A 14,386-nucleotide genomic window follows, 5' to 3' on the forward strand; every position below is an offset into this window, starting at 1 on the left:
TACAAAATACTTGAAAGACGGGAACGACTTTGATCCCTCCCCGAATGGAGATGTTGAAAACCCAATGATTCCTTCCCCTCGGAGTCTGCGAGCCGCCGCGTCCAACGTGACCCGCAAACTGTTGTACGGGCATGTCGCCGACCTGCGCCCGATGGCCACGGTCGTGATCGACGACGGGTCCGCGCGGTCGGTCCATCGCTACCGGTCTCCCGAGGGGGTCGTTCCGGCCGGCCCGCCGGTGCTGTTCGTGCCGCCGCCCGCCGCGCCCGCCCGCTGCTATGACCTCCGCCGCGGGTGCAGCCTCGCCGAGCACGTGGTCAACGCGGGCCGGCTCAGCTACCTGCTGGATTACGGCCCGACCGGCCACGCCGACCGTGACCTGGGCTTCGAGAAATGGGTCGGGGAGATCCTGCCGGGTGCGATCCGCAGGGTCAGCGAGGATGCCGGCGGCCAGCCCGTACAGCTGGTGGGCTGGTGTCTCGGAGGCCTCTGCTCGCTGCTCGCGGCGGCAGGCGACCCGGAGTTGCCGATCGCCTCGGTGGCGGTGATCGCCACCCCGGTCGACATCCGGCGGGTGCGCCTGGCCGCCCCGCTGCGCCCGCTGTCCTGGGCCGCCAGGGGCATGGAGGTGAACGTCTTCAACGCATTGTTCGGCGGAGTGCCTCGGCCCCTGGCCGAGCGCACTTATCAACTCGTCGGGCTGGACAAATACGTGTTGCGCCCTTACGCCCTCCTGACCAATCTCAACAATGTTGAGTTTCTAGCTCAGATCGAAGCGGTCGATCACTTTGCCAACACCATGCTCACCTATCCGGGCCGTACGATCGAAAAGCTTTACTCGGCCCTATTGCGCGAGAACGCCCTGATGGCGGACGGGATCGAGGTCGGCGGCCGCCGCGTCCACCTCAGCGAGGTCCGGGTGCCGGTTCTGGCCATCGCCGGCCGCGGCGACGCCCTGGCGCCCGTCACATCGGTCCACCCGCTCACCCGTCTTCTCTCCGGATCCGAGCGGGTCCGCTTCGAACTCGCCCCCGGCGGCCACCTCGGCGTTCTCACCGGCCGTTCGGCCCGCTCCACCACCTGGTCCCACCTGGACCGCTGGCTGGACGAAGGCATCGTCCGGCACGGCATCCGTCGCTCCCGCCGGGAGGCCCTGCCCGTCTGACGGTCTCACCGTTCACGATCTGACCTGCCCTGCCCGACCTGCCCTGCCCGACCTGCCCTGCCCGACCTGCCCTGCCGACCTGCCCCGTCTGACCTGCTCCCCGGATCCGTGGGGTCAACGAACCCCCAAGGGACGCTCTGGAGCCTGCAATCGGCACCACCCGGGGTGTGTCATCTGGGTGATCCTAAAGTCACTGACCGTATTGTTGCCCGGCGTCGCGGGCCCGTGTGCCCGCGACCCAGCAACAACGACCCCCGGCAGAGGGGGCACGGCAGGGTTTCTAGCCGCGCCGGCCAGAAGGGTCATCTGGATGCGCGGACGTCGGGGGGCGTGGATGACGGCTGACAAGGGCCAGACCGGACCGGACGTGCGGGGCCGTGCGCAGGGCGAGATCATCGGAATCGGCCCCTTCGGCCGGCCGTCGCCCCAGCTGGTGGCCGCCGTCGCCCGGGCCGGTGGGCTCGGTGTGCTCGATCTCGGCCTGGACCGTGACAGGGCCCGGTACGCGCTCGCCGAGGTCGGCCGGTGGTGGAAGGGGACCTTCGGGGTCCGGGTGCCGGCCGGTTGCGGAGCGCACCCCGAGGACCTTCCCGGCGCCGTCGACACGGTCGTGATGGACGCCGCGGTCCGGTACGCGACGGAAGGGGACCCGGCGGAGTACGCCAAGGGACGCAGGCTGCTGGTCGAGGTCGTGGATCCGGAGGACGTGGTCACGGCCCTGCGGTTTCCCGGCGTGTCGGGGCTCATCGCCCGCGGCTGCGAGGCCGGGGGGCGGGTCGGGGAGCTGACCACGTTCGTTCTCCTCCAGCAGCTGCTCGCCGACGCGCGGGTCAACGTGCCGGTCTACGCGGCCGGCGGAATCGGTCCGCACACGGCCGCGGCGGCCATGGTGGGCGGCGCGGCGGGCGTTGTGCTCGACGTCCAGTTCGCCCTGGTGCGGGAGATGGACCTCCCTGCGGACGTCGTGAGCGCGCTGGCCGCGATGGACGGCAGCGAGACGAAGGTCGTCCGGCGGCACCGGGTCTACACGCGGCCGGATCTCCCCGACATCGACCTGGACGGCCTCGACCTGGCCGGAATCAATGCCCGCCTGGGCGCGAAGGGACTGCGGCACGAGTTGCTGCCCGTCGGCCAGGACGGTGCCCTGGCCTCGGCGCTGGCCGAGCGCTACAAGACGGCCGGCGGCATCGTGCAGGCCGTACGGGAGCAGATCGCCGTGCACATCCGTGCCGCCGTACGCGCCGAGCCGCTGGCTCCGAGGGACAATCCTCCGGGTTCTTCCATCGCCCGTGAATACCCGGTCGTGCAGGGACCGATGACGCGGGTCAGCGACCGGTCCGCGTTCGCCGCCGCGATCGCGCAGGACGGCGGCCTGCCGTTCCTGGCGCTCGCCCTGATGGGCGGCGACGAGGTTCGGCAGTTGCTCCTGGAGACCGCCGAACGGCTCGGTGACCGGCCCTGGGGGGTGGGCATCCTCGGTTTCGCCCCGCCTCGGCTGCGGGAGGCGCAGCTCGCCGCGGTGCACGAGGTCAAGCCGCCCTACGCGCTGATCGCGGGTGGGCGGCCACCCCAGTCGGCCCCGCTGGAGGACGCCGGGATCAGCACGTACCTGCACGTCCCGTCACCGGGACTGCTGGAGCGTTTCCTGAGCGAGGGGGCGCGCAAGTTCGTCTTCGAGGGGCTGGAGTGCGGCGGCCATGTCGGGCCGCGCGCCAGCTTCCCGCTCTGGGACGCGCAGATCGACCGGCTGCTGACGTTCGCCGCCGAGAACCCCGGAGCGGCCGCCGAGATGTCGGTGCTGTTCGCGGGCGGCATCCATGACGAACGTTCCGCCGCCATGGTCTCCGCCCTGGCGGGACCGCTGGCCGAGCACGGCGCCGACATCCGCGTCCTGATGGGCACCGCGTACCTGTTCACGTACGAGGCGGTCGCGGCGGGGGCGATCCTGCCGGGCTTCCAGCGCGCCGCCATCGAGTGCGACCGGACCACGCTGCTGGAGACCTCGCCCGGCCACGCGACCCGATGCGCGCGGACGCCCTATGTGCAGGAGTTCGAGGAGGCCCGGCGGGAGCTGGAGGCCGCCGGTGCCGGTCGCAAGGAGATGTGGGCCAAGCTGGAGGAGCTCAACCTCGGCAGGCTGCGCATCGCCGCCCGGGGGCTGCGCCGCGCGGGTGCCCAGGGCGACCTGGAGATGGTCGAGGCCGGCGAGCAGCGCCGCGAGGGCATGTACATGATCGGCCAGGTGGCCGCGCTGCGCTCGGCCACCACCAGCATCACCGGCCTGCACGAGCAGGTGACGACCGGGGCGACCTCCTTCCTCGCGGCGCGGGCGGTCACGCTCGGGATCGAGACCGGGGAGGCGGCGCCGGCGGTGGCGGCGGCTCCCGCGGACATCGCGATCGTCGGCATGGGCTGTGTCTTCCCCGGCGCCCGCGACCTCGGCGAGTACTGGGCCAACATCGTCGGCGGGGTGGACGCGGTCACCGAGGTCCCCATCGAACGCTGGGATCCAGAGGTCTACTACGACCCGGCGGCGGGACGGCACGACTCGGGCACCAAGACTCCGTCCAAGTGGGGCGGCTTCCTGCCCGACATCCCGTTCGACGCCTGTGCCTACGGCATCCCGCCCAACTCGCTCGCCAGCGTCGAGCCGATGCAGCTGCTGTCGCTGGAGGTGGCGGCGCGGGCGCTGTCCGACGCGGGCTACGCCGACCGGGCGTTCGACCGTTCCCGGACCTCGGTCTTCTTCGGGGCCGAGGCGGGCACCGATCTCGGCACCGCCTACAGCGCCCGCGCGATCCTGCCCAAGTACTTCGGCGAGGTGCCCGAGGAACTGGACGCGCAGCTGCCGCGGCTGACCGAGGACTCGTTCCCCGGCGTGCTCACCAACGTGATCGCCGGCCGTATCGCCAACCGGCTCAACCTCGGCGGCGCCACCTACACCGTCGACGCGGCCTGCGCGGCGTCGCTGGCCGCGCTCGACGCCGCCTGCAAGGAACTCGTCGCCGGGACGAGCGACATGGTGCTGTGCGGCGGCGCCGACCTGCACAACGGGATCTACGACTACCTGCTCTTCTCGTCGGTGCACACGCTGTCGCCCAGCGGCCGGTGCGCGACGTTCGACGCCGGCGCCGACGGCATCGCGCTGGGGGAGGGCGTCGCCTGCGTGGTGCTCAAGCGGCTGGCGGACGCCGAACGCGACGGGGACCGGATCTACGCGGTCATCAAGTCCGTGGCGGCGTCCAGCGACGGCCGTTCGCTCGGCCTCACCGCGCCGCGCGTCGAAGGGCAGCGGCTCGCGCTGGAACGCGCGTACGAGCGGGCCGGAATCTCCCCCGCGGACGTCGGCCTCGTCGAAGCCCACGGCACCGGCACGGAGGTCGGCGACCGGACCGAGCTCACCACGCTGACCGAGATGTTCATGGAGGCCGGTGCGGAGCCGGGCAGCGTCACGCTGGGCTCGGTCAAGTCGCAGATCGGCCACACCAAGTGCGCCGCCGGGCTGGCCGGGCTCATCAAGACCGCGTACGCGCTGCACACCGGCGTGCTGCCCGGCACCCTGCACCTCACGAAGCCGTCGAAGGCCTGGGACGCCGTCACCAGCCCGTTCGCCTTCGGCAGCGGCGCCCGGCCGTGGGCCGCCGCGCCCGCGGAACGGTACGCGGGCCTGAGCGGCTTCGGTTTCGGCGGCTCCAACTTCCACTCCGTTCTCGCGGGATATGACGGCGCTCCCGAGCCGATCTCAGGGCTTCCTGAGTGGCCCGCCGAGCTGTTCCTGATCCGCGGCGCCGACTGCACCGCCGCCCGCGCCGAACTGGACCGCCTCGGCGCCCTGCTCGACACCGACGGGGTGCGGCTGCGCGATCTCGCCCGCACGTTCGCCGAGGGGGAGGGGCCGGTGCAGGTGGCGCTGGTCGCGACGAGCCTGGACGACCTGCGCGGCAAGCTCGACTCAGCGCTCGACACAACGCCCGGACTGCGTTCCGCTCCCGGCGTCTTCGTGCCGGAGAACGATGCGCAGGATCCCGGTCAGATCGCATTCCTCTTTCCGGGGCAGGGCAGCCAGCGGCCGGGCATGCTCGCCGATCTCTTCGTGGCCTTCCCGCGGTTGCAGCGGCTGCTGCGTGCCGGTGGGGAGCGGGGGGCGGACGGCCGTTATGCGCGGGCGATGTTCCCACCCACCGCGTTCACCCCGGCGGAGGACGAGCGGCAGCGCGCAGCGATCACCGACACCCGGATCGCCCAGCCCGCGCTGGGCATCGCCGGCATGGCCGTGCACAGGCTCCTCACCGGGCTGGGCGTGCGGCCCGACCTGGCGGGCGGGCACAGCTACGGCGAGCTGGTCGCGCTCTGCGCCGCAGGCGTCTTCGGCGAAGACGAACTGATCGCGCTGAGCGCCACGCGCGCCGACGCCATCCTCGCCGCGGCCGGCGCCATGGGCGGCGGTGGCCACGGTGACCCGGGCGCGATGGCGGCCGTGACCGCGACACTGCCGGACGTGCGGGCCGCGCTCGCGGGCGTCTCCGGGATCGTGGTCGCCAACCACAACGCACCCCGCCAGGTGGTGATCTCGGGCTCCACCGCGGCGCTCGAAACCGCTCTGGGCGCGCTGGAAGCCCAAGGCATCGCCGCCCGGCGGCTCCCGGTCGCCTGCGCGTTCCACAGCCCGCTCGTCGCCGGGGCGGCGGCCACGCTGCGCGCCGAACTGGCCGGGCGCGACCTGCGTCCGCCCGCCTTCCCAGTGTGGTCGAACACCACGGCCGCACCGTACGGTGCCGAACCGGCCTCGCTGCGCGCCACTCTCGCCGGGCAGGTCGCCGCGCCGGTCCGGTTCGTCGACCAGATCGAGGCGATGTACGCGGCGGGCGCACGGGTGTTCGTGGAAGCCGGGCCGGGCCGGGTCATCACCCGGCTCGTCGGGTCGATCCTCGGCGACCGGCCGCACACGGCCGTCAGCGTGGACACGCCCGGCGAGAACGGGCTCGAACGGCTGCTGGAGGCCCTGGCCCGCCTTGCCGTGGCGGGCGTTCCGGTCGACCCGCTGCCGCTGTTCGCCGGGCGCGACGCGCGCCCGGTGCCGGCGGCCGGCGGCCGCCGGGCGCCGAGCTGGACCGTCAACGGACATCTCGTCCGCACCGCCGACGGCGGATATCTGACCAACGCGCTGCGTCCCGCCGAGCGGGTCGCGCTCCCCTCAGGAGGAACCATGGGTGCCGACCCCGAGCCCGCCCCGAGCACGTCCGAGGCCGCGGTCCTGGAATACCTGCGGACCAGCCGCGAGCTCGTCGCCGCCCAGCGCGACGTCGTGCTCGGCTTCCTCGGCACGGCCATGCCGGCGGCGGCGCCGAAGCCCGTTCCGGCACCGGTCCCGGCACCCCGCGCGGTGCACTCCGGTGAGGTGCTGTCCGAGCCCACCGCAGGGTCCGCGCCCGGCCCGGAGGCGGCCCAGGCCGCCCGGCTCGGTCCGGACGAGATCCGCGCCGCGGTGCTCTCGATCATCGGCGGCCGCACCGGCTACCCCGAGGACATGCTCGGCGCCGACCTGGACCTGGAGGCGGACCTGTCCATCGACTCCATCAAGCGCACCGAGATCATCGGTGAGCTGGCGGAGCGGGTGGGACTGACCACCGCCGGGGTGCGGCTGGCCGAGCCGGTCGTCGAGGAGCTCGCCCGGATCAGGACGATCGGTGAGATCGTCCCGTGGATCTGCAGCCACCTGGGCGTCGGCGAGGGCGTGGAGAAGACCGCCCCCGAGGTCGCGATACCCGCGCAGGCACCGCCTTCCGCGCCTGTGGTGCCTTCCGCGCCCGTACCGCCTTCCGCGCCGGCGGTGCCTCCCGCAGCCGCCCGGCCTGCCGTTCCGGACCAAGGAGACGTGCGGGCCATGCCGGTCGTGGGGCCGCCGCTCCGGCAGATCATCCGCATGAGGGACCTGCCCGCGCTGCCCCTTCCGGCGCAGGGGTCGTTCGCCGGGAAGCGGTTCGTGATCGTCGACGACGGTTGCGGGGTCGCGCTGGAGCTGGCCGACCTGCTGGAGCAGCGAGGCGCCCAGGTGCGCACCCCGCTGGAGCCCGAGGGCCCCTGTGACGGGCTCGTCCATCTCGCCGCGCTGCGACCCGGTGGCGGCCCCGTGCTGCCCGGCGCGTACGGCGGCATTCGCGACGCGCTGCTCGGCGGCGGCCTGCGCTGGCTGGTCCTGGCGAGCGGCTCGGGCGGCACGTTCGGGCGCCGCTTCGACGGCACCGGCATCGGCGACCCGAGCGCCGGGGCAGGGCTGCGCGGGCTGGCCCGAACGCTCGCGCAGGAGTACCCGGACGTCCTCGTCCGCGCGCTGGACGTCGACGCCAAGGACGCCCCGCGTGCGCTGGCGCAGCGGATCCTCGCCGAGATGCTCGTCGCCGATTCGCCGGTCGACGTCGGCCACGACGGCGACACTCGGCGCACGCTGACCGTGACGCCTGCTGAGCTCCCCGTCCCCGCGCCGAACGGGGCAGCCGGCGCCACCGCACACGGGCTGGACCTGGGCCCGGACAGCGTGGTGCTGCTCACCGGCGGCGCCCGCGGGATCACCGCGCGGGTGGCCCTCGAACTCGCCCGCACCACCGGGTGCCATCTGGAGCTGATCGGCCGGACGCTCGAGCCGCGCCCGGTCGAGGACCCGGCGATCGCCGGGGCCTCCGACGAGGTGTCCCTGCGCCGCGCGCTGGCCGCTCAGGGTGGCCGCGCACCTGCGGAGATCGAGGTCGCGATCCGCCGGATCATCGCCGAGCGGGAGGTGCGCGCAGTGCTGGAGACGATGCGCGGCCCCGCCGCGTCCGTCCGCTACCACGCGCTGGACGTCCGCGATCCGCAGGCCGTGCGCGCCATCGTCGAGGACGTCTACGCCCGCCACGGCCGCCTCGACGGCGTCGTCCACGGGGCCGGGCTCCTGGAGGACCGGCTCGTCCGCGACAAGGTGCCCGAGTCGTTCGCCCGGGTGTACCGCACCAAGGTGGACGGGGCCTGCGCGCTGGCCGCCGCGGTCCGTCCGGACCTGCGCTTCTTCGTGGTCTTCGGCAGCATCGCCGGCGTCCACGGCAACCGCGGCCAGGCCGACTACGCGGCCGCCAACGACGCCTGCGGCACCCTCGCCCAGGTCTGGCGCACCGAGCTGCGCGGCAAGGTCCTGGTGGCCGACTGGGGGCCGTGGGCGGGCGGCGGCATGGTCTCGCCCGAGCTCGCCCGTGAGTACGCGCGGCGCGGCCTCGCGCTGATCGAGCCGGGTGCCGGGGTGGCCGCGCTGCTGCGTGAGATCGCGTACGGCGACGAGGTGCAGGTCGTCCTCGCCGCGACGACCGCCCGATGACTGTGAGCGGGACGACTGCGAGCGGAGCGAGCCCATGAATACTGAGCCGATCGCGATCGTCGGCGTCGGGGCGATCTTCCCCGGCGCCGGGTCGGCGGCGGAGCTGTGGCGCAACATCCGCGCCGGGATCGACGCGATCACCGACGTCCCGGCGCACCGCTGGGATCCGGCGCTGTACTACGACCCGGAGGCGTACGGGCGGCCGCCCGAGAGCGACCGCTTCTACTGCCGTCGCGGCGGGTTCGTGGACGACCTGGCCACGTTCGACCCGGGCCGGTTCGGCATCATGCCCGCCGCGGTGGCGGGCATGGAGCCCGACCAGCTGCTCGCGCTGCGGACCGCGGCTGAGGCGATCGCGGACGCGGGCGGCGAGGGGCGGCTGCCGGACCGGACCCGGATCGGGGTCGTCATCGGCCGCGGCGGCTACATCACGCCGGGCGTGGCCCGCTTCGACCAGCGGGTGCGCACCGCGCACCAGCTGACGTCCGTGCTGATGGAGCTGGTCCCGGGCCTCCCCGCCGACCGGCTGGCACGGATCCGGCACGCGTTCTGCGAACGGCTCGGCCCGGACAACCCCGATGCCTCAATCGGGCTGGTTCCCAACTTCGCGGCGTCCCGGATCGCCAACCGGTTCGACCTGCGCGGACCGGCATACACGCTGGACGCCGCGTGCGCATCCTCGCTGCTGGCGGTGGAGCACGCCGTCCGGGCGTTGCGTTCGGGACAGTGCGACGCGATGTTCGCCGGGGCGGTGCACCACGCGCACCACGCGACGGTGTGGAGCGTCTTCAGCCAGTTGCGGGCGCTGAGCCCGAGCCAGCGGATCCGCCCGTTCGACCGGTCCGCCGACGGGACGCTGCTGTCGGAGGGCACCGGCATCGTGTTGCTCAAGCGGCTGTCGGACGCCGAACGCGCGGGCGACCGCGTGCACGCCGTCATCCGCGGCGTCGGCTCGTCCAGCGACGGCCGGGCCGGCGGCATCATGAGCCCGGTCGTCGAAGGCCAGGTGCTCGCCGTCGAGCGTGCCTGGCGGGACGCCGGCCTCGACCCGGCGGCGCCGGACGCGCTCGGCCTGGTCGAGGCGCACGGCACCGCCACCCCGGCGGGCGACGAGGCGGAGCTGGAGACACTGCGCCGGGTCTTCGGGGAGGGCGGGCCTCCCCTCGCGCTCAGCGCCGTGAAGTCGATGATCGGCCACGCCATGCCCGCCGGCGGCATCGCGGGCCTGATCAAGGCGGCCTGCGCGCTGCGCGACGGCGTGCTGCCGCCGACCCTGAACATCGACGAGCCGCATCCGGCGCTCGCGGGCACCCGGCTCCGGCCCGTCCGCGAGTCGGCCACATGGGAACGGCCCGCCGCGGGAGTGCCGCGCCGTGCCGTCGTCAACGCGTTCGGTTTCGGCGGCGCCAACGCCCATGTGATCCTCGAAGAGCCGCCTGCGCACGTGCGGCCCGCCACTCGCAAGAGCAGGCCGCAGCCGCTGCGCATGATCGGCTCGCCGCTCGTCGGCTCGCCGCGTGACGGGGACGGTGGCGGGGACGGCGCCGGTGCCGGGGTGCTTCGGCTGGCTGCCCGTACGGACGAGGAACTCGCCCGGCTGCTCGAACGGCCGGACGGCGAACTTCTGGCGATCGCGGCGAAGGGGGAGCCGCCCCCGGACCTGCCCTGCCGCCTGGCGATCGTGGAGCCGACCGCCCGGAGGGTGGACCTGGCGCGGGCGATCGTGCTCCGGGGTACGCCGTGGCGGGGCCGGAGCGACATCTGGTTCACCCCGAGGCCGCTGCTCGCGGAGGGCGGCAAGGTGGCGTTCCTCTTCCCCGGATTCGAGCCCACCTTCGAGCCGCGCGTCGACGACGTCGCCGACCACTTCGGGATGGCGCGGCCCGAGCTGACCGGGCGGACCGACCTGCTGGGGCACGCGGCGGACGTCATCGCCGTCGGCCGGTTGTTGTCGGACGTGCTGGGCGAGCTCGGGATCGAGCCGGACGTGGCCGCCGGGCACAGCCTCGGCGAGTGGACCGCGATGATCGCCTCGGGCATGTATCCGGCGAACGCCGCCGAGGCGTACCTCGCCGCCCTCGACCACACCACGCTCGACGTGCCGGACGTCGCGTACGCCGCTCTGGGCTGCGGCGCCGACCGGGCCCTGGAGGCCATCGGCGCCAGTCCCGAGGTCGTGGTGAGCCACGACAACTGCCCGCACCAGTCGGTGATCTGCGGGCCGCCCGACGCCGTGCGCGAGGTGCTGGCCAGGCTCGGCGCCGAGGGGGTGCTGGGGCAGGAGCTGCCGTTCCGGTCCGGCTTCCACACCCCGATGGCCGAGGCCTACCTGGGGCCCGTGCAGCGTTCGTTCGAGGTGCTGCCGATCCGCGCGCCGCGCGTGCCGCTGTGGTCGGGGACCACGGCCGAGCCGTTCCCGCCCGGTGCCGACGAGGTGCGCGAGCTCGTGGTGCGCCACCTGCTGGAACCGGTCCGGTTCAGCGAGCTCATCGAGGAGTTGTACGGGGTCGGCGTGCGCGCGTTCGTCCAGGTCGGGCCGGGCAGCCTGACCGGATTCGTGGGCGACCGCCTCGGCGACCGCGACCACCTCGCCATGGCGGTCAACACCCCCCAGCGGACGGGCCTCGCCCAGCTGGAACGGGTCGTCGCGTCGTTGTGGGCGGAGGGCTACGGAACCGCGCCGCAGGACGGGAGATCCGGCGGGCAGGGGACCGGCCGCGGCAGCGGAATGCGTTTGGACCTCGGCACGCCGCTCGTCCGGCTGGACGGTGCCGTGCCGCCGCTGAACGTCAGCGCGGGCGTCGGGGCGGGGCCCGGCACGGCCCCCTTCCCGCCGGACCGGTCGCGACTGGCCGACGCCGGACCGGTCATGGCCGAGCTGGACGCGCTGCTCCGGGACGCCACCGAGAGCGCTCAGATCGTCCTCGACGCGCTGCACACCGGCGGCGTACAGCCTGCGGCGGAAGCCAGGCCGCAGGTGACCGAGCTGACGACCTCGCGGGTGTTCTCGCTCGATTCCATGCCGTACGTCATCGACCACTGCGTGATCCCGCAGCCGGCGGACTGGCCGGAGGTGTCGGACCGCTTCCCGGTGGTGCCGCTGACCACCCTGCTCGAAGTGATGGGCGAGACGGCCCGGGAGCTCTTCCCCGAGCTGGTGGTGGTCGGATTCGAGGACGTACGGGCCATCCGGTGGGTGGTCGCCGACCCGCCGACCACCGCCGACATCCAGGCGACCCTCGCCGGTCCGGGAGGCCCCGGCATCCCAGGCATCCCCGGGACCGCCGGTGACATCGGCGTTCGCCGGGTGAGGGTGGTCATCAAGGGCCACACCGAGGGCACCGTCCTGCTCGCCGCGAACTACCCGAGGCCGCCCGCTCCGGACCGTACGCCGCTCACCGCCGAGGAGCCGCCGGAGGTGAGCGCCGAGCAGTTCTACGCCGAGCGCTGGATGTTCCACGGACCGCTCTTCCAGGGGGTCAGCGAGATCTCGGCGCTCGCCCGCGACGGCCTGCGCGCCGCCCTGAGGTCGTTGCCCACGCCGGGCGCGCTCATGGACAGCGCCGGGCACCTGTGCGGCCATTGGATCCAGGTGTACGGGGAGAAGGACCAGACCGTCTTCCCGGTCGGCATCGAGCGGGTGTCCTGGTACGCCCCGCTGCCGCCGGAAGGGGAGCGTCTCGACGTCACCGTCCGGAACCGGACGGTCTCTGACACGACGATCAGGTGCGACGCCGAGATGGTCCGCAGGGACGGCACGGTGTGGGGTCGCGTGGACGGCTGGACGACGCGCCGCTTCTTCACCGACGAGCCGGTGTGGCGGATGAGGCTCACCCCCGAGTTCTCGGCGATCGGCGAGCCTCAGGCCGGTGACTGGTGCCTGGCGCGCAAACGCTGGGACGGCACGGCATCGCGCGATCTGCTGATGCGGCAGTACCTGTGCGCCGCTGAACGGGCCGAATACCAGGCCCTCACGCCGCGCGAGCAGGGGCCATGGCTGCTGGGGCGGATCGCGGCCAAGGACGCCGTACGGCACTGGCTGTGGGGGCGGGGGCACGGGCCGCTGTTCCCGGCAGAGGTGACCGTTCGCATGGACAGCGCAGGCCGGCCTGAGGCCGTGGGGCCGTTCGACATGCCGGTGGCGCTGTCGATTGCGCAGACCGAGGAACTGGGCGTGGCGCTCGTCCGGCCCGCCACCGAGCCCGCAGGCATCGACGTCACGCCGATCGCCGAGGACGCGGCGGGGCGAGGTCTCGCGCTGCGGCCGGACCCGGCTGATGACGACACGTTGCGCGAGAGCGAGCTGGCGTTGCTGCAGCGGCTGCCCGGCGATGCCGCCACCGAGACCGCCCGGCTGCTGGCCGCCAAACGCGCCGCCGTGGCACGCGATGCCGCCGTCAAGGCCGCCGTCGGGAACGCGTCCAAGGGCGCGGCCATGGACACCGCCGAGGATGCCGAGTCCGGCGGCGCCGTCCGGACGAGTGACGTCGTCGTCACCGCGGCCGACGCCGACCGCCTGCTGGTGGCCACGCCGGACTCGTTGACGGCGGTGGCGACCCGGCTCCTGGACGGGCACGTCGTGACCTGGACCGTCACGTCGCAGAGCAGGGACTCCGCGGCCGAGAACACGGAGGCATGAACATGAGCACGGACATGGGCACGGACGTGGGCACCGACGTACTCAAGGACATCGTCGGGATGCTGGTCGACGTGGTCGGCGAGGACTTCCTGCTCGACCTGGACGTGGGCCTGGACACCACGTTCAACGAAGACCTCGCCCTGGAGAGCATCGAGTTCGTCGCGCTGGCGGAGAAGCTGCAGCGGCGCTATGGCGAGCGGGTCGAATTCGCCGCGTTCATCGCCGGCATGGACCTGGACCAGATCATGCGGATGACGGTCGGCGACCTGGTGCGGCACGTCGAATCACGCCTGCGGCCCGCCGGCCTCTGAACCCGCTGAAGGACTTTCCTGGAGGACGCGCATGCCTGAGGTGACCGCACGCGGGATCCGGTTCCACGTCCAGACGATGGACCCCCCGCGGGACGCCGCGTCCGACCCGCCCGTGGTGGTGTTCGTCCACGGGCTGGTCGTGGACAACCTGTCGAGCTTCTACTACACGCTGGCCGGGCCCGTGGCGGCGGCCGGAGCCCGAGCGGTGCTGTACGACCTGCGAGGCCACGGCCTCACCGAGCGGACGCCGACCGGCTACAGCGCGGCCGACGCGGTCGCGGACCTCTTCGGCGTCCTGGACGTCCTCGGTCACCGGCGGCCGGTCTACCTGGTCTCCAACAGCTTCGGCGGGGTCGTCGCTCTGAACGCGGCGCTCGCCCGGCCCGAACGGATCGCCGGGCTGGTCATGATCGAGTCGTACGGCCCGGCCGAGCGCTCGGGCGAGTGGACCGAGAACATGCTCAACACCCTCGGCAAGTCGGCGCTCGCCCTGGAGTACGAGCGGCTCGCCGACCAGCTGCTGGCGATCGGCTGGCGGCAGCGGGGCCGCCAGGCGCAGACCGCCGACGCGCTCATCAACGGCACCAGCCTGCTCGACGATCTGGCCGCAGTCGAACCTGTCAGGCCCGCCGATCTGGCCGCTGTGGACTGCCCGGTGCTGGCGGTCTACGGGGAGCACTCGGACATCGTGGACGCCGGCAAGCTCCTTCTGCGCTCTGTGCCCGACTGCACGCTCCACATCATGGCCGGTCACGCGCACACGGTGCTCCGGGAGGGAACTGCGGAGCTGCTGGGCGTGATGCTGCCGTGGTTGGCGCACCACGCGGGCACGCCCGTTCCGATCGCGGCGGCCGGGGGTGTGCTGTGAGGGGGCAGTCACCTGAAGGGCAGCCACATGAAGGGCAGCCACCAAAGGGGCGGCTGCG

5 protein-coding genes are annotated in these 14,386 nt (G+C 73.3%); all 5 read left to right on the plus strand.

Features of this window, described 5'->3' with window-relative positions; genetic code table 11:
- Positions 1–64 precede the first annotated feature (64 nt).
- Positions 65–1,165 carry an alpha/beta hydrolase gene (locus F8566_RS24225; protein WP_151563634.1) on the plus strand — a complete coding sequence of 367 codons (1,101 nt, stop codon included), beginning with the start codon at positions 65–67 and terminating at the stop codon, positions 1,163–1,165.
- A gap of 334 nt (positions 1,166–1,499) precedes the next feature.
- Positions 1,500–8,510 (plus strand): type I polyketide synthase, encoded by a 7,011-nt coding sequence (locus F8566_RS24230; RefSeq protein WP_151563636.1) that lies wholly within the window; start codon positions 1,500–1,502, stop codon positions 8,508–8,510.
- A gap of 34 nt (positions 8,511–8,544) precedes the next feature.
- Positions 8,545–13,149 carry a type I polyketide synthase gene (locus tag F8566_RS24235; protein WP_151563639.1) on the plus strand — a complete coding sequence of 1,535 codons (4,605 nt, stop codon included), beginning with the start codon at positions 8,545–8,547 and terminating at the stop codon, positions 13,147–13,149.
- A 2-nt stretch (positions 13,150–13,151) separates the two neighbouring features.
- Positions 13,152–13,460, plus strand: coding sequence for a phosphopantetheine-binding protein (locus F8566_RS24240; protein ID WP_151563641.1), 309 nt, complete (start codon positions 13,152–13,154; stop codon positions 13,458–13,460).
- A gap of 31 nt (positions 13,461–13,491) precedes the next feature.
- Positions 13,492–14,328: an alpha/beta fold hydrolase gene (locus F8566_RS24245; RefSeq protein WP_151563644.1), complete on the plus strand. Its 837-nt coding sequence runs from the start codon at positions 13,492–13,494 to the stop codon at positions 14,326–14,328.
- Positions 14,329–14,386 lie beyond the last annotated feature (58 nt).

This window comes from Actinomadura rudentiformis, assembly GCF_008923185.1.
Lineage (GTDB): Bacteria > Actinomycetota > Actinomycetes > Streptosporangiales > Streptosporangiaceae > Spirillospora > Spirillospora rudentiformis.